The organism is Pseudomonas sp. LBUM1640 (genome assembly GCF_059716225.1).
On record NZ_CP166816.1, the window covers coordinates 159,169 to 176,007 of the forward strand.

The 16,839-nt window shown below is 62.1% G+C and carries 13 protein-coding genes; 11 read left to right on the forward strand and 2 right to left on the reverse strand.

Features of this window, described 5'->3' with window-relative positions:
• Positions 1 to 20 precede the first annotated feature (20 nt).
• From ACA065_RS00675 to ACA065_RS00725, 11 genes are all read left to right on the forward strand, one after another.
• Entirely contained in the window at positions 21 to 1,379 is a 1,359-nt protein-coding gene (locus tag ACA065_RS00675) for a TolC family outer membrane protein (protein ID WP_177017131.1), read from the forward strand.
• A 41-nt stretch (positions 1,380 to 1,420) separates the two neighbouring features.
• Entirely contained in the window at positions 1,421 to 3,577 is a 2,157-nt protein-coding gene (locus ACA065_RS00680) for a type I secretion system permease/ATPase (RefSeq protein ID WP_497692891.1), read from the forward strand.
• Positions 3,567 to 4,931, forward strand: a complete 1,365-nt coding sequence (locus ACA065_RS00685; RefSeq protein WP_497692892.1) for an HlyD family type I secretion periplasmic adaptor subunit — start codon at positions 3,567 to 3,569, stop codon at positions 4,929 to 4,931. The genes ACA065_RS00680 and ACA065_RS00685 overlap by 11 nt, the downstream gene beginning before the upstream one ends.
• A 212-nt stretch (positions 4,932 to 5,143) precedes the next feature.
• Complete coding sequence (locus ACA065_RS00690; RefSeq protein ID WP_497692893.1) at positions 5,144 to 6,037, forward strand: TauD/TfdA dioxygenase family protein; 894 nt, start codon at positions 5,144 to 5,146, stop codon at positions 6,035 to 6,037.
• Positions 6,038 to 6,063: 26 nt separating this feature from the next.
• The gene (locus ACA065_RS00695) at positions 6,064 to 6,912 is read left to right on the forward strand and encodes an ABC transporter ATP-binding protein (RefSeq protein WP_497692894.1); all 849 of its coding nucleotides are present in this window, start codon (positions 6,064 to 6,066) and stop codon (positions 6,910 to 6,912) included.
• A gap of 9 nt (positions 6,913 to 6,921) precedes the next feature.
• Complete coding sequence (locus ACA065_RS00700; RefSeq protein ID WP_497692895.1) at positions 6,922 to 7,770, forward strand: ABC transporter permease; 849 nt, start codon at positions 6,922 to 6,924, stop codon at positions 7,768 to 7,770.
• 131 nt (positions 7,771 to 7,901) lie between these two features.
• A complete protein-coding gene (locus ACA065_RS00705; protein WP_497692896.1) occupies positions 7,902 to 8,531 on the forward strand; it encodes a TonB family protein in 630 nt (209 codons plus the stop codon).
• 52 nt (positions 8,532 to 8,583) lie between these two features.
• Positions 8,584 to 9,504 carry a LysR family transcriptional regulator gene (locus tag ACA065_RS00710; RefSeq protein ID WP_497692897.1) on the forward strand — a complete coding sequence of 307 codons (921 nt, stop codon included), beginning with the start codon at positions 8,584 to 8,586 and terminating at the stop codon, positions 9,502 to 9,504.
• 230 nt (positions 9,505 to 9,734) lie between these two features.
• Positions 9,735 to 11,270, forward strand: coding sequence for an MFS transporter (locus ACA065_RS00715; RefSeq protein ID WP_497692898.1), 1,536 nt, complete (start codon positions 9,735 to 9,737; stop codon positions 11,268 to 11,270).
• 15 nt (positions 11,271 to 11,285) lie between these two features.
• A complete protein-coding gene (locus tag ACA065_RS00720) occupies positions 11,286 to 12,344 on the forward strand; it encodes an HlyD family secretion protein (protein ID WP_497692899.1) in 1,059 nt (352 codons plus the stop codon).
• Positions 12,341 to 13,786, forward strand: a complete 1,446-nt coding sequence (locus tag ACA065_RS00725) for an efflux transporter outer membrane subunit (RefSeq protein WP_497692900.1) — start codon at positions 12,341 to 12,343, stop codon at positions 13,784 to 13,786. The genes ACA065_RS00720 and ACA065_RS00725 overlap by 4 nt, the downstream gene beginning before the upstream one ends.
• Before the next feature lie 134 nt (positions 13,787 to 13,920).
• On the opposite strand, the gene ACA065_RS00730 is transcribed toward ACA065_RS00725, so the two are convergent.
• Entirely contained in the window at positions 13,921 to 14,625 is a 705-nt protein-coding gene (locus ACA065_RS00730) for a DUF3142 domain-containing protein (protein WP_497692901.1), read from the reverse strand.
• On the reverse strand, positions 14,622 to 16,778 hold the full coding sequence (locus tag ACA065_RS00735) for a PA5441 family protein (protein ID WP_497692902.1): 2,157 nt from the start codon (positions 16,776 to 16,778) through the stop codon (positions 14,622 to 14,624). Before ACA065_RS00735 ends, ACA065_RS00730 begins: the two co-directional genes overlap by 4 nt.
• Between the last annotated feature and the right edge of the window lie 61 nt (positions 16,779 to 16,839).

The following is a 16,839-nucleotide window of genomic DNA, read 5'->3' on the forward strand; positions in this document are numbered from 1 at the left end:
AAGTCCTGGGGAATTTTTAAATGCGTCTGCACCTGTTCATGGCAATACCGTTCGCTCTCGCCGCCAGTTTTGTACAAGCCCAAACATTGCCCCAAGCCATGCAGCAAGCCTTAGATGTGCACCCGGAAATTCAGGCCGGTGTGAACAGCCGTATCGCCGCCGATTACCAATTGCGCGCCGCCCAAGGTGGTTATCTGCCTCGCGTTGACCTGAACGCCGGTTATGGCCGTGAAGGCACCGACGATTCCAACACTCGCGCCGTCAGCGGCCCAAACGGCAACCAGTGGGACACGCACAACCGCGGCGAATCCAGCCTGCGTTTGCAGCAGATGATTTTTGACGGCTTCGCCACTTCCAGCGAAGTCGGGCGTCAACAAGCCAACGTCAATTCCCGCGCTTACTCCTTGCTGGGTACTTCCGAGCGCACCGGGTTGACCGTCGCCCAGGTGTACCTGGATGTGCTGACCCGCCGTGAGTTCGTGCGCCTTGCTGAAGAAAACCTGCGCAACCACGAACGCATCTACGACCAGATCAAGCTGCGCACCCAGCGCGGCGTTGGTAACGGTGCCGACCAGGACCAAGCCGAAGCGCGTCTGGCCCAGGCCCGCAACAACCTGATCACCGAGCAGACCAACCTGGCCGACTCTCAGGTCAATTACCTCAGCGCCGTCGGCCAGATGCCCGACCAACTCGAGCGCCCGGCGCCGTTCATGGCCATGCTGCCGGCTGACTTCAACGAAGCTCGCCGCCAGATGCTCGACAACAGCCCTGTCCTGCGTTCGGCCGAGTCGGATATTTCCGCCGCCGAAAGTCAGTACGAAGCTGCCAAGTCCACCTTTTACCCGCGCTTTGATGCAGAGCTGGGCACTAATGCCGACAACAACGTCGGCGGCGATGCTGGCCACAGTAACGGTTGGGAAGCCATGGTGCGCATGCGCTTCAACCTGTTCGCCGGTGGCAGCAACAAGGCTGACCTGCAATCCAAGTCGTACCAGGCAAGCCAGGCGCTGGATATCCGCAACAACGCTTTGCGCCAACTCAATGAAGAACTGGGCCTGGCCTGGAACGCCTTGAACAACGCCAACGCGCAATTGCCGGTCGCCCAGCAATACGTGGACCACAGTACTCGCGTGCGTACGTCTTACCAGCAGCAGTTCAGCCTGGGCCAACGTACCCTGCTGGATTTGCTCGACAGTGAGAACGAATTGTTCACCGCTTCGCGTCGTTTGGAAGAGATCAAGAACATTCAGTTATTTACTCAATATCGAATCAAGGCGACCATGGGCGAATTGCTCAAAAGCCAGGGAGTGGTCGCACCGATGGCGTCCGTCGTGCAGAACGACGTAAAGCCAAAAGTCCAACTGCCTGGGATGAATTGAGTCACCCCAATAGCCCCATCTGTTAGTCGAGAGTGCAGCGCGTGGAATCCGAAGTCGGTCGAGTTCATCTCAGTCATGATCCACGCACGCTGCACGACGACCCGTTACTAGACGGGTTGTTGGCGCTCTGTGCCTTGCATCAAAAACCGGCCAGCGCGGCCATGCTCACCACCGGCCTGCCGCTGCCCTCGCAGCGCCTGAGTGCCGAACTGCTGCCGCGTGCAGCCGCGCGTGCCGGGCTGCAAGGCCGGGTGCTGCAACGCAAGCTGGAACAGATCCCGACGATTGCCCTGCCGGCGCTGCTGTTGCTCAAGGACGGTCGCAGCACCGTGCTGGTGGGCTGGCAAGGCGAAGACGAAGCCCGCATCCTGCTCAGCGAAAGCGACGGCGGTGAAGTGCTGATCAAGCGCGAGGTGCTGGCCGACGACTACATCGGCAAAGTGTTCTTCGCCCAGCCGCAGCACAAATTCGACGTCAACCACGGCACCCTCATTCCTCGGGCGCGCTCGTGGTTTCGCGACACCCTCAAGCGTTCGCGCTGGCTCTACACCGACGCCATCGCCGCCAGCTTCCTGATCAACATCATCGCCATGGCCGCGCCGCTGTTTGTGATGAACGTGTATGACCGTGTAGTGCCGAACCAGGCCACGGCCACCCTGTGGGTGCTGGCCGTGGGTATCTGCGGTGCTTACCTGTTCGACCTGGTACTCAAAAGCCTGCGTAGCCTGTGCCTGGACCTGGCCGGTAAAAAGACTGACCTGATCATCTCGGCCACGCTGTTCGAGCGCATTGTCGGCATGTCCATGAAGTACCGCCCGGCGCGGGTCGGCAGCTTCGCGCAGAACATCCATGAGTTTCAGAGCCTGCGCGATTTTCTCGCCTCGCTGACCCTCACCAGCCTGATCGACCTGCCGTTCACCCTGCTGATCTTCCTGGTGATCGCCATGCTCGGCGGCCACTTGGTGTGGATTCCGGTGTTGGCTTTCCCGATTGCCCTTGGCATCGGCTATGCACTGCAAAAACCGCTGGTGGCAACCATGGAGCGCACCATGGCCCTGGCCGCCGAGCGCCAGTCCAGCCTGATCGAAACCCTCGCCGGGTTGGACGCGGTCAAGGTCAACAACGCCGAAAGCGAGCGCCAGTACGGCTGGGAACAGACCATCGGCACCCTCAGCCGGCTTGAGCTGCGCGTGAAGTTGCTGTCGGGCCTGTCGATGAACATGACCTTGCTGATCCAGCAATTGGCCGGCGTGATCATGATCGTGTTCGGTGTGTACCAGATCATCGACGGCAACCTCAGCATGGGCGGGCTGATCGCCTGCTACATGCTCAGTGGCCGCGCCTTGAGCCCGCTGGCGTCGCTGTCGGGCCTGCTGACCCGCTATCAGCAAGCCAAGGTCACCATGACCTCCGTGGACCAGATGATGGAGCTGCCCCAAGAGCGCAATTTCGAAGAGCGCCCCATGAGCCGTCGCACCCTGCAAGGTGCCATCGAGTGCCGGGGCCTGAACTTCACTTACCCGAACCAACAGAACGCCGCGCTGAAAAACATCAACCTGGTGATCAAGCCGGGCGAAAAAATCGGCATCATCGGCCGCAGCGGTTCGGGTAAAAGCTCCCTGGCCAAACTGATCGTCGGCCTTTACCAGCCCGACTCCGGCGCCTTGCTGGTGGACGGCGTGGACGTGCGCCAGATCGACGTAAGCGAGCTGCGCCACAACATCGGCTACGTCGCCCAAGACATCCAATTGCTGGCCGGCACGCTGCGCGACAACCTGGTTTCCGGTGCGCGTTATGTGGAGGACGAAATGGTCCTGCAAGCCGCCGAACTGGCCGGTGTACACGAATTCGCGCGCCTGCACCCACAAGGCTATGAGCTGCAGGTCGGTGAGCGTGGGCAGAACCTGTCCGGCGGCCAGCGGCAGAACGTCGCCCTGGCCCGCGCACTGCTGCTCAACCCGCCCATCCTGCTGCTGGACGAACCCACCAGCGCCATGGACAACACCGGTGAAGAACGCTTGAAACAACGCCTGCAAGCCGTGGTGCAAAACAAGACCGTGGTGCTGGTCACGCACCGTGCCTCACTGCTCTCTCTGGTGGACCGCCTGCTGGTGGTCGACCGTGGGCAGATCCTCGCGGACGGCCCGAAAGCCGTGGTTATGGAAGCGTTGAAAAAGGGGCAGATCAGTGTTGCTTAACTCCATCAAAAGCGCGGTCGGCCGTTACTTCAAAGGCACCGACTCGCTGCAGGGCCAGCCCCTGCCCGAGGTCAACAAAGCGCTGATCGAAGACGCACCGCGCGTCATCCGCCTGACCATCTGGGCGATCATCGCCTTCTTTGTGTTCCTGGTGGCGTGGGCCGGTTTCTCCAGCATCGACGAAGTCACCCGTGGCGACGGCAAGGCGATTCCGTCGTCCAAGCTGCAAAAAATCCAGAACCTGGAAGGCGGTATCGTCTCCGAGTTGTTCGTCAAGGAAGGCCAGATCGTCGAAGCCGGCGCGCCGTTGATTCGCCTCGACGACACCCGGTTTGTCTCCAACGCCGGTGAAACCGAAGCCCTGCGCCTGGCCATGCAACTGCGCGTCGAGCGCCTGAGTGCGCAAGTGGATGACCGCCCGCTGAACATCCCCGACGACGTGCTCAAGGCCGCGCCGAGCCAGGCCGCCAACGAGCGCTCGCTGTATGAAAGCCGCCGCCAGCAGTTAAAAGACGAAGTCGGCGGCTTGCAGGAGCAGCTGGTACAGCGCCAGCAGGAATTGCGCGAGTTCAGCTCCAAGCAAGGCCAGTACCGCAGCCAGTTGTCCCTGCAACGCCAGGAAATCAACATGTCCGAGCCGCTGGTGGCGCAGGGCGCGGTATCGCCGGTTGAAGTGTTGCGCCTCAAGCGCGCCGAGATGGAAACCCGCGGCCAGTTGGACGCCACCACGTTGGCGATTCCCCGCGCCGAATCGGCGATCAAGGAAGTGCAGCGCAAGATCGACGAAACCCGTGGCAAATTCCGTAGCGAAGCGCTGACCCAGCTCAACGAAGCCCGCACTGAACTGAACAAGGCCGAATCCACCGGACGCGCCCTGGAAGACCGCGTCAGCCGTACGCTGGTCACCTCGCCGGTGCGCGGTATCGTCAAGCAGTTGCTGGTCAACACCGTTGGCGGCGTGATCCAGCCGGGCAGCGACATGGTCGAAATCGTGCCGCTTAACGACACGCTGCTGGTGGAAGCCAAGATCCGCCCACAAGACATCGCCTTCCTGCACCCTGGGCAAGAAGCAATCGTCAAATTCACCGCCTATGACTACACCATTTATGGCGGGCTGAAGGCCAAGCTCGAACGCATCGGCGCTGACACCATCACCGATGAAGACAAGAAAACCACCTACTACATGATCACCCTGCGCACCGACCGCAGCCACTTGGGCACCGATGAGAAGCCACTGCTGATCATCCCCGGCATGGTCGCCTCGGTGGACATCATCACCGGCAAGAAAAGCATCCTGAGCTACCTGCTCAAGCCGATCATCAAGGCGCGGGCCGAGGCGTTGCACGAGCGGTAATCCTCTTCGCCTGTTGGGGCCTCATCGCAGGCAAGCCAGCTCCCACATTTTGATGTGTGAACACATTCAAATGTGGGAGCTGGCTTGCCTGCGATGGCGGCATCAGCCTTACTCCAGACCCAGCCTATTGCATATCGATATTCGCTAACGGTATTTAAGCTTCCATTCTTATACCTATAAATTCACTCCCCTGTCCGACCGGGAGTGCCCTCATGTCCGCCACCTCTACTGTTCCAACAGCGACCTCTACCGCCCAAACCTTCGACATCCGGCCATTCCCCGGCAGCGTCGGCGCCGAGATCGTCGGGTTGGATTTGACCCGCCCGGTCAACGACCAGGACTTCGCGCGCATTCACCGCGCGCACCTGGACCACCACGTCGTCGTCTTCCGCGACCAACGCATCAGCCCCGAACAACAGATCGCCTTCAGCCGCCGTTTCGGCGTGCTGCAGATTCACGTGCTCAAACAGTTCCTGCTGGCCAACCACCCGGAAATCCTGATCGTCTCCAACATCATCGAAAACGGCCAATCCATCGGCCTGGGCGATGCGGGCAAATTCTGGCATTCGGACCTGTCCTATAAGGAACTGCCAAGCCTGGGCTCGATGCTGCACGCCCAGGAGCTGCCGTCCGAAGGCGGCGACACGCTGTTTGCCGACATGCACAAAGCCTGGGACCAACTGCCCGAACACCTGCGCAACGCGGTAGAGGGCCGCAACGCCGCGCACTCTTACACCGCGCGCTACAGCGAAACCAAATTCGAAGGCAACTGGCGCCCAACCCTCACGCCTGAGCAGCTGGCCCAAGTGGCGGAAGTGGTGCACCCGATCGTGCGCACCCACCCGGAAAACGGCCGCAAGGCGCTGTTCGTCAGTGAAGGTTTCACCACCCGCATTGTCGGCCTGCCGACAGATGAAAGCCGCGACCTGCTGGCCCAGCTCTACGCCCACAGCGTGCTGCCGCACAACATCTACCGCCACCAATGGCAGCCCCACGACCTGGTGTTCTGGGACAACCGCTCGCTGATCCACTTGGCCGCCGGTTGCCCGAGCCATCTGCGCCGCAAGCTGTTTCGCACCACCATCCAGGGCGATGCGCCTTTCTGATCCCACCCCACGGCAAGAGAGTTGAAATGAACGCGCCCCTGCAAGGCCACGCGGCCAGCAAGAACACCGGCGAACCGCTGCTGGCGGTGGACCACGTCAGCCTCGAATACCGCACCCCCGAGCGCGTGGTGCGCGCCACCCACCAAGTCAGTTTCGAGATCGACCCGGCCGACCGCTACGTGTTGCTCGGCCCTTCGGGTTGCGGCAAATCCACCTTGCTCAAGTCCATTGCCGGCTTTATCAAGCCCTGCGAAGGCGAGATCCGTCTGCTCGGGCGAAAGGTCGAACAGCCCGGCCCGGATCGCATCGTGGTGTTTCAGGAGTTCGACCAGCTGCCGCCGTGGAAAACCGTCAAGCAGAACGTGATGTTCCCGCTGCTGGCGTCGAACACCTTGAAGCGCCGCGAAGCCGAAGAACGCGCGCTGCACTACCTCGAAAAAGTCGGCCTCACGGCCTTCGCCGATGCCTACCCGCACACCCTTTCCGGCGGCATGAAAGCCCGCGTAGCCATCGCACGTGCTTTGGCCATGCAACCGAAAATCCTGTTGATGGACGAACCCTTCGCCGCCCTCGACGCCCTGACTCGGCGCAAGATGCAGGAAGAATTGCTGCTGCTGTGGGAAGAGGTGCGCTTCACGCTGTTGTTCGTCACCCACTCCATCGAAGAAGCGTTGGTGGTGGGCAATCGCATCCTGTTGCTGTCGCCGCACCCTGGGCGTGTGCGGGCGGAAATCCACAGCCACCAGTACGACCTGCACAGCCTCGGCGGTGTGGAATTCCAGGCGTCGGCGCGGCGTATTCATCGCCTGCTGTTCGATGAAGCGCCCGAAGCCGAACGTGAGTTGGGTTTCGCCGATATCCGCATCGCTTACTGAGGGACACTTATGCGCCAGGAATTTGAAGTCACCCTCGAACCGCTGCTCAGCGTCCCCGTGGAACGTGAGCTGCCCCTGCGTCAGCGCCTGTGGCAACAAGGCTGGCTGCGCAAGGGCTTAATCCTGATCGTGCTGGCGATCCTGTGGGAAGCGGTTGCCCGTTATCAGAATAATGATTTGCTGCTGCCCAGCTTCCTGCAAACCTCACAGGCGCTGTTTGACGGCCTGCTCAGTGGCGAGCTGCTGAGCAAAGTGAGCCTCTCGCTGGCGGTGCTGATCAAGGGCTACCTGATCGGCATCGTGCTGGCGTTCGCTTTGACTACGTTGGCGGTGTCGACGCAGTTGGGCCGCGACTTGCTCAGCACGCTGACCTCAATGTTCAACCCGCTGCCGGCCATCGCCTTGCTGCCGCTGGCGCTGCTGTGGTTCGGGCTGGGGCAGAACAGCCTGATTTTCGTGCTGGTGCATTCAGTGCTGTGGGCTTTGGCGCTGAACACCTATTCCGGGTTTCTCGGCGTGTCCGAAACCCTGCGCATGGCGGGCCGCAACTACGGCCTCAAAGGCATGCGGTTTGTACTGTTCATCCTGATCCCGGCGGCGCTGCCGTCGATCCTCGCCGGCCTCAAGATTGGCTGGGCATTTGCCTGGCGCACGCTGATCGCCGCCGAGCTGGTGTTCGGCGCCACCAGCGGCAAGGGCGGGTTGGGTTGGTACATCTTCCAGAACCGCAATGAGCTGTACACCGACAAGGTGTTTGCCGGTTTGGCCGTGGTGATCCTGATCGGCCTGCTGGTGGAAAACCTGGTGTTCGACACCTTCGAGCGGCTGACGGTGAAACGTTGGGGCATGCAGCGCTGATCCTGCCCAGGTGTAAGAACCTTCCTTTTCAAATAGGAATGATTGCTCTTTGGGCGTGCGGAGTCCGATAATGCCGCCCCAATCTGACGTCGCGCTGGCGTCAGGCATGCCCGGTAAAAGGATTTACGAAGATGCGGTTTTTTGTGGTGGCAGCGGCACTGTTTTTGTCGACGTCGGTGTGTGCTCGATTTGTGCCCGAAGCGGTATCCATGCCTAAGGCGTACTACCCTCAAAGCATGGCCACCACCCAGGGCCATGCGCGCATCAGCGTGAAGATTCACAGCGACGGGACGGTCAGCGATGTAAAGGTGCTCAGCGCCACCCATCCGGCCTTCGGCGCAGCTGCGGTGAGCGCGGCCAAACAGTGGCGCTTCAAACCTTGGACGGTGGCTGCCGATCGGCCAGCGGTGCTCGAGGCGCAAAATGACATGCTCTTCACGCCTGCACCCGCAGGCAAAGAAGAAACGACTCAACTGACCTTTACGCAGACCACTTACCAATCCTGCAGCGTGTTGATTGAAGAAGTCAGCCGGTTCCGTCGCGACCATCCCACCCGCCCGTTGATCGCCATGAAGAGCTTTGCCATCACCCGTGTGGCGGTGATGTTCCCGGCGTTGAGCGGTAAAAGCGACTACAGCGAAGGCCTGGCGCGGGCCGATGAGCTGGAAAATGCCCTGCCGGACATTGTGAGCAAATGTCGGGCCCATCCCAAAAAAACCTACGCTGAATACTTGCCACGCAACTTGAGGCGCTACCTGTAAAGACTGCTACGATTGCGTGCGCTTCACTCCCCACTGACCATGAGTGCTTGGCATGCAACTACCGGACATGAACCTGTTGGTCGCCCTCGACGCCTTGCTCGACGAGGGCAGTGTGGTCGGCGCCGCGCGGCGGATGAACTTAAGCCCGGCTGCCATGAGCCGCACCCTCACGCGCATTCGCGAGGCGGTGGGCGACCCGATCCTGGTGCGTGCCGGTCGCGGCCTGGTGCCCACGCCCAAGGCGTTGCAACTGCAAGGGCAGGTGCGCAATGTGGTGGAGCAGGCGGCGTTGCTGTTTCGCTCGGCAGACCAGGTGGACCTGAGCACCTTGCGCCGCCGCTTCAGTGTGCGCGCCAATGACTTCTTTATCGGCGTATATGGCGGCCGGTTGTTCGACACCATGGAACGCATGGCGCCGCTGTGCGAGCTGTGTTTTGTGCCCGAAGGCGACACCGACGACGAGGCGCTGCGTGAAGGGCGGCTGGACCTGCGGGTGAGTAATTCCATGCCGCCCAGCCCCGAAGTTAAGGTGCAAAACCTGTTTTCCACCACCTTCGTCGGCCTCGCGCGCCAAGACCACCCGCTGTTCGACGAAGAAATCACCGCCGCGCGTTTCGCCAGCTACTCCCACATCAGTATTTCGCGACGCGGCATTGCTCGAGGGCCAATCGACACCGCGCTGAATGCCCTGGGCCTGGAGCGCCGCGTGGCGATGATCGCCCCAGGCTTTCATGGCGCGATGTTCATGCTGCCCGATTCCGACCTGCTGTTGCCGGTGCCCAAGGAGGCACTGCTAAGTGCCAATCGCCTGAAACTGCCACTGCGCGCCTTCCAGTTGCCGATCTCCCTGCCGACGCTGATGTTGGCCCAATCCTGGCACCCACGCTTCGACAAAGACCCGGCTCACAAATGGCTGCGCGAAACCATGCGCGAGAGCTGCCATGCCACCTGGCTCGAAGCCCAGCCCACCTGAATCTCAAATGCACTGGATCAAAATGTGGGAGCTGGCTTGCCCGCGTAGCATCACTGCACTTTTGCAGGCAGACCGAGTTGTTAGCATCGCGGGCAAGCCCGGCTCCCACAGGGCCAAGCGATGGCTAATAGTTGCGTCTGGTGCACTTATAACCTGCCAACAAGTAACTTTTTGTCATGGGTTTGCCTGATTAAACTGCTCGGGTATTTCTAACCCCGAGTTTCCTGTTCATGACATCCCTCGCTGCCCCCGCCCTACAGGCTGCAGCCCAACCGACTGCGCTCAACCCTCCCGTATTCGGCCCGCGCATCATCCTCGGCCTGGTCGGTGTATTACTGGCGGTGCTGGTGTCCGGTCTCAACGAGATGGTCACCAAGGTTGCCCTCGCCGATATCCGGGGTGCGCTGTACATCGGCTTTGACGAGGGCACCTGGCTGGTCGCCGCCTACACGGCGACCTCCGTGGCAGCCATGGCTTTCGCGCCGTGGTGCTCGGTGACGTTTTCCCTGCGCCGCTTCACCCTGTGCGCCATTGGTGTGTTCACCGTGCTGGGCATCCTGTGCCCGTTTGCGCCGAACTACCAAAGCCTGTTGGTGTTGCGCACCGTACAAGGCCTGGCCGGCGGCGCGTTGCCGCCGATGCTGATGACCGTGGCGCTGCGTTTCCTGCCGGCCAACGTCAAGCTGTACGGCCTGGCCGGCTACGCGCTCACCGCCACCTTCGGGCCGAGCCTGGGCACGCCGTTGGCGGCGCTGTGGACCGAATACGTCGGCTGGCAATGGGCGTTCTGGCAGATCGTCGCGCCGTGCCTGCTGGCGATGGCCGCCGTGGCCTACGGCTTGCCACAGGATCCGCTGCGCCTGGAGCGCTTCAAGCAGTTCAACTGGCGTGGCCTGCTGACGGGCTTCCCGGCGATTTGCATGCTGGTGATCGGCCTGTTGCAGGGCAATCGCCTGGACTGGTTCGAGTCCGGCCTGATCACCTTTCTGCTCAGCGGCGGCACGTTGTTGCTGGTGCTGTTTTTGATTAATGAATGGTCGCAGCCGATTCCGTTCTTCAAGTTGCAAATGCTCGGCCTGCGCAACCTGGCCTTTGCCCTGATCGTGCTGGCAGGCGTGCTGATGGTGCTGACCTCGGTGATCATCATCCCGTCGAGTTTCCTCGCTCAGGTGCAGGGTTACCGGCCGCTGCAAACCGCGCCGGTGATGCTGCTGATGGCGTTACCCCAGTTGATCGCGCTGCCGCTGGTGGCGGCGCTGTGCAACCTGCGGTGGGTCGATTGCCGTTGGGTGCTGGGGATCGGCTTGAGCATGCTGGTGCTGTGCTGTGTAGGCAGCTCGCACCTGACCTCCGAGTGGATTCGCGACGACTTCTACGGCTTGTACTTGTTGCAGATCTTCGGTCAGCCGATGGCCGTGTTGCCGCTGCTGATGCTCTCCACCGGCAGCATCCAACCCATGGACGGGCCGTTCGCCTCGGCGTGGTTCAACACCGTCAAAGGCCTCGCCGCCGTGATCGCCACCGCCGTGCTGGACACGCTGACCACTCAACGCCTGCACTTTCACTCGACCATGTTGGTGGACGGCCTGGGCAACTCGCCCCTGGCCGAAGGCGACGCGCCAGGCCTGGCCCACCGTCTGCACGAGCAGGCCGTGGTGCTGACCTCTTCGGACCTTTATTACGTCATGGCCGCAGTCGCGGTGGCGTTGATCCTGCTGATTTTCTGGATGCCGACGCGGATTTTTCCACCGCGCGCACCGACCTGACTAAAAGGGCTTCTCATGAAACGCAAAGACAAAATTGCCGTCTCCGTTATTGCCGTGTTTGCCGTCGGCGTACTGGTGTACCTGGTCGCGCCGGGCCTGCTGGGCAGTAAACGCCAGACCACCAACGACGCCTTCGTCGCCGCCGACTTCACCCTGGTGGCGCCGCGCGTGGCCGGTTTTATCAAGGAAGTGCTGGTCGAAGACAACCAGCGGGTCAAGGCCGGCCAACTGTTGGCGCTGATCGATGACCGCGACTTTCGCGCCGCCGCCCAAGCAGCTGACGCCGATAGCCTCGTCGCCCAAGCCCAGCTGAAAAACGCCACCGCGACCCTCGAGCGCCAAAGCTCGGTGATCGCCCAAGCCCAGGCCACCGTATCGGCAGACCGCGCCGAAGTGGCTTTCGCCGAGCACGAACTGAACCGCTACAACCACCTCGCAGGCGTAGGCGCGGGCACCGTGCAGAACGCCCAGCAAGCCAAGACCCGCATCGACCAGGCCACCGCGCGCCTGGCCAATGCCACGGCGGTGCTGGCGGCTGAGCGCAAGCAGGTGGAAATCCTCACGGCCCAGCGCGATGCTGCCGAAGGTGGGCTCAAGCGCGCCCAGGCGGCGTTGGAAATGGCCAGCTATCAGCTGTCCTACACGCGCATTGTCGCGCCGGTGGATGGCATGGTTGGCGAGCGGGCGGTAAGGGTCGGTGCCTATGTAACACCGGGCAGCAAGATCCTCGCCGTGGTGCCGTTGGCCGAGGCGTATGTGGTGGCCAATTTCCAGGAAACCCAACTGTCGCATATGCACGCCGGCCAGGCCGTGCAGGTGCGCGTCGACAGCCTCGACGGCGAGTTGCTCAACGGCCATCTGGAAAGCCTCGCGCCCGCTACCGGCGTGACGTTTGCCTCGGTCAAACCGGACAATGCCACCGGCAACTTCACCAAGGTGGTGCAGCGTATTCCGGTGAAAATCATCCTTGAACCTAACCAGCCGCTGACCGAGCGCCTGCGCGTCGGCATGTCGGTGGAAGCCAGCGTCGATACCCAGCCGGTGGCGCAACCGCGTGAGGTGGCGCAGCAATGAAGCAATTTGCCTGGCTCACCTTGAGCCTGATCAGCCTCAGCGCCTGCACCGTCGGCCCGGACTTCCAGAAGCCCCAAGGCCCGCATGTCACTCAGTGGGTCGAACCTCAGGGCCGCCAGGCCGCCAGCCGCGCCGTGACAGACCCGTTGCAAGAGCGTTGGTGGGACGTGTTCCACGACGAGCAGCTCTCGGCGCTGACACGTCGCGCCCTCACCGATAACCTCGACCTGAAACTCGCCAGCAGCCGCTTGCAACAAAGCCGTGCGGTGCGCCAGGTGACCACCGCCGAGCGATATCCCAACGTCAACGCTACCGGTGGCTATCAGCGTGAGCGCAATAGCGGCAAAGGCTTGAATGACCCCTCCGGTGAGAATGGCCAGTCCGCCTACAACCAATGGGACATGGGCTTCTCCGCCGCTTGGGAGCTGGACTTCTGGGGCCGCGTAAAACGCGAAACCGAAGCCGCCGACGCCACCCTGCAAGTGGCCGAAAACGACCGCCGTGCCGTGCTGTTGTCGGTGCTCGCTGAGACTGCCCAGGACTACATTCAACTGCGCGGCGTGCAAAACACCCGCGCCGTCACCGAACAGAACCTCGACGTCGCCCGCCACAGCCTCAAGCTCTCGCAACTGCGCCTGGCGGACGGTGTGGCGACCGACCTGGACGTGGCCGAAGCCGCTGCCCAGGTCGCCGCTATCGAAGCGCGCCTGCCGGACCTGCAACAGCGCCAGGATCAGCTGATCAACGCCCTTAGCCTGTTGATGGGCGAGCCGCCCCAAGCCCTGCACGCGCAGTTGTCCAAGGACGCCGCCGTACCGCAAACCCAGCGCCAGGTCGCCATCGGCCTGCCGTCAGAGTTGGCCGAACGGCGCCCCGACATCCGCCAGGCCGAGGCGCGCCTGCATGCCGCCACCGCCAACATCGGCGTGGCCAAGGGCGACTTCTATCCGCGTATCACGCTGTCCGGCAGCCTCGGCTCCCAAGCCCTGCAACTGTCGGATTTCGGCTCGTGGGGGTCGCGCGCGTTCGCCTTCGGCCCGCAATTGAGCCTGCCGCTGTTCAATGGCGGGCGCCTGCAAGGCATGTTGAACCTGCGCGAAGCCCAGCAACAGGAAGCCGCGCTCGCCTACCAGCAAACCGTACTGCGCGCCTGGCATGAGATCGACGACCAACTGACGCGCTACAACGCCAGCCAATTGCGCCGCGACAGCCTCGCCGAAGCGGTACGCCAGAACCAGATCGCCTTGCGCACCGCGCAACAGCAGTACGTCGAAGGCGTGGTGGATTTCGTCAACGTGCTCACGGTGCAAAGCGCGCTATTGGCTACGCAGGAACAGTGGGTTGAAAGCTCCACCGGTGTGTCGTTGGCCATGGTTGGGTTGTACAAGGCGTTGGGCGGCGGGTGGGAGTCGGTGTATCCGCTGCAAACCGCCGGGCGATAACGGTTCTACAGTCGAGCTCGGTCAAATTGTGGGAGCGGGCTTGCTCGCGAAGGCGGTCTAGGAGGGGGCATCGTTGTTGCGTCACCCATCGCCTTCGCGAGCAAGCCCGCTCCCACATGGAAACCGTGCGTGGGTCACGGATTCTGCAGAAAAACCACATACCCCCGAAACCACTCACTGCCCTTCAAATACCCTGGCTCGTCCCACACCCCGCCCTGTATCAACCCAACCTTAAACGGCAGCCCCAACCGATTCATCCGTGGCAAATACGCGGCGTAATCCGGGATGCTGTGGCGCCCCTGATACGTCTGCACCACCACCTCATCCACCACGCCTTTGAGCTGCGCGATGGCGGTTGGGTCGGCGTTGCTGCTCCAGTCCATCAGCCCGGTGATGCTCAGCTTCAGGTCGGCGGGCAGGCGTTGGCGCAGGTCGCGCAGGAAGTCGGCGTATTCGTGCAGGTATTGGGTGCGGGCGTCGAAGTCGATCTGGATGCCGACCACCGGGTTGCCCGCGTCGCGCCAGCGTTGTACTTGGCCGAGTAATTGGCTGTAGACCCGTTCCGGCCAGTGCAGGGTGTGGGCGCGGTAGACCACCCAGACGTCGCCCTGGGTGATGCGCGGCACGCTGATGCCCTGGGCGATGAACTGCACGCCGCGCTGGGGCGCGCGGCGGGTGGAGTTGATCTGGCCCTGCAGGATATACAGGGTTTTCGCTTGTTTGAGCACCGGCTGCGGCGAGACGCCACTCCACAGCCAAAAGGCGTCGTAGTCGCGCGCGTCAACCGCAGCAAAGGCCGGGCTTGCCAGCAACAGCAAGCCTAACCACAGGTGTTTCACCAGTAGTACTTCAGGGACTCGGCCCACTCGGTGTCGGCAAACCCGGTTTTCAGCTGGCGGAACCAGCCTTTGCGCACGGATTTATCCACATCTTCACCGCCGCAATTGTTATAGCCGGACCGTGCATAGCAGTTGATCGCGCGAAACAGCGCGTAGGCCTTGTCATTGTGCGGCGCTTTGGGATTGGCGATGACCTGCCGGTAACCGTCGAGCCGCGAAAAGGCTTCGCCTTTGAACAGCGAGGCGGTGCTGCCCAGGCTGCCAGCGGCGCGCGGTTGGTCCAGCGGCATGCTATCCAGATGATTGCTCAGGATGAACTCACCCAGGCAGTTCAGGCCCTTGGGGTTTTTTGCATCGGCCTGCAAGGTGCTGGCGATTTGCGCGATGCTCGGGCAGGCGTAGCCCGATTCGGCTTTGTCGCCGTTCCACTGGAACAATTGCAGCGAGTGGCCATCGCTATAGACGTAACCCAGGCGGGTGCCGAGTTTGTCTCCCGGCACCGATGCCGGCAGTTGTTTGAGGTCGTCGGCGAAGCTGGCGTATTGGCCGCGCATCAGGTCTTTGTAGAGCAGCACAAACTGGGCGGTTTCACGCTCGACCGGGTCGCTCGCCTGGGTGATCTGCTGGCGCAGCAGCGCTTGGCTTGCGATGTTGCGCAACAAGATAGCGCGCACCTGTTTGGCGCTGATCGGCGAATCGGTGGCGAACACTTTGGCCAGTTGCCCGCTGCGCTCGTAGTTCATCGCCAGGGCCAGTTCCAACTGGTCACGCTGCAAGGGTTGCTTGGCCAGTGGCAACAGTTTGAGCCACAAGGCTTCGGCGCTTTTCCAGTCATTTTTGGCTTCCAGGGCCAGGCCGCGCAGTGTCTGCTGGCTGAAGGCGAAGTAGTCCAGGCTTGCAGGCACTTCTTGGGGCAGCAGTTTCAAGGCGTTGTCGGGTTGGTGCTCGACGTACAGGGCAAACGCCGCCTGAACATAGTCGTACAGCGCCGTTTCCTGAGCGAATACCGGCCTCTGTGCGGTCAATGCTTCGCGGGTCAGCTTGGGCGGGTTGCCGGCGCGCATCCACATCAAGTCATTGAGCGCCAGCATCAGTGGGTTGGCCGCAGGTTGGGTGGTGGCGCTCAGCAGCTTATTGTCGGTTTCCTGCACCAGCTCGTCCAACGACACATTGCGTTGCCGAGCGCTCAACTGCGCAGCCAGCTCGTTCGCCAGCTTGTCGGTATCGCCCGCCAGCCAGTGCACGCGCCGCAACAGGCCTTGGGCGGAGATCGCGTAGTTGCCCTGTGGATACGTTTTCAGGTACAGGTTGAAGCTCGTATCGGCATCGGCCAGCACAGACTTATCCACATGCTCCAATTGCGGCATGCCGTATTCGTCAAAGGCGTTTTCCTGGGCCTGGTTCAGCTCGGTGCGGGCGATCATGTAGAACGCCGTTTCCTTGACCCACGGCAGGCTGCCGGCGGCGGCGGCGACAAAGCCGCGTTGCGCGTCGCCAAATCGGCCGCTGTAGAAGTCGCCGGCGGCTTGCAGATAGGTGCGCAGCTCGCGGCCAGGCGCCGACTGGATTTGCTCCGGGTCACCCAGGCTTGCGCCTTCCCAGCTACAGGCGCCGAGCAGGCGCAGGCGGCCCGTGACCAGCAGCTGGCGTTCCGCTTCGGGCAGATCGGCTTTGACTACTTGGCTGATAAACGCCGTGGCACTGCCTTCATCATTGCTGCGGCAGCGGCTGCCTTCGCCATTGAGAAATGCATCACCCGCCGCTTTGTCGCTTTCACGCGGGATACCCAGCGAGGCAAGCAGTTCATCGAGCTTGTTGGGCGTGGGCGCCGCGTCGGTTTTTTCGGCGCTGGCGTCGGTCACTGGGGTGAGGCGATACACCGGGAACGGTACCGGGCCGAAGCCTTCTTCCAGATCCGTTTCATTCAGTGCAGTTGGCGTCAGGGGCGCCACCTGCTTGTCTGCCAGCAACAGGCGCAGGTTGACGCGGCTGTCATTGCCGGGGCTCAGGAAGGGCAGGTTGCTGCACCCTTCGAGGCTGTCGCGCGATACCCGCCAGTCGGGGTAGCACGAGTCATCGCCACTGGCTTGGGCCTGGAAGGAAAGGCCGGCGAGCAATGCCAGGGCCAGGGGTGACAGAAAACCGATGCGCATGACGTGTCCTTGATCCTTAGTCCTTTGAGGGAGGCAATAATAGCGTGATCCGACAACGGCT

Bases quoted from the DNA above. Each gene is read 5' to 3' on its own strand.
- ACA065_RS00690 (WP_497692893.1), top strand. From the start codon at position 5,144: ATGTCCGCCACCTCTACTGTTCCAACAGCGACCTCTACCGCCCAAACC.
- ACA065_RS00735 (WP_497692902.1), bottom strand. From the start codon at position 16,778: ATGCGCATCGGTTTTCTGTCACCCCTGGCCCTGGCATTGCTCGCCGGC.
- ACA065_RS00700 (WP_497692895.1), top strand. From the start codon at position 6,922: ATGCGCCAGGAATTTGAAGTCACCCTCGAACCGCTGCTCAGCGTCCCC.
- ACA065_RS00720 (WP_497692899.1), top strand. From the start codon at position 11,286: ATGAAACGCAAAGACAAAATTGCCGTCTCCGTTATTGCCGTGTTTGCC.
- ACA065_RS00705 (WP_497692896.1), top strand. From the start codon at position 7,902: ATGCGGTTTTTTGTGGTGGCAGCGGCACTGTTTTTGTCGACGTCGGTG.
- ACA065_RS00725 (WP_497692900.1), top strand. From the start codon at position 12,341: ATGAAGCAATTTGCCTGGCTCACCTTGAGCCTGATCAGCCTCAGCGCC.
- ACA065_RS00675 (WP_177017131.1), top strand. From the start codon at position 21: ATGCGTCTGCACCTGTTCATGGCAATACCGTTCGCTCTCGCCGCCAGT.
- ACA065_RS00695 (WP_497692894.1), top strand. From the start codon at position 6,064: ATGAACGCGCCCCTGCAAGGCCACGCGGCCAGCAAGAACACCGGCGAA.
- ACA065_RS00710 (WP_497692897.1), top strand. From the start codon at position 8,584: ATGCAACTACCGGACATGAACCTGTTGGTCGCCCTCGACGCCTTGCTC.
- ACA065_RS00715 (WP_497692898.1), top strand. From the start codon at position 9,735: ATGACATCCCTCGCTGCCCCCGCCCTACAGGCTGCAGCCCAACCGACT.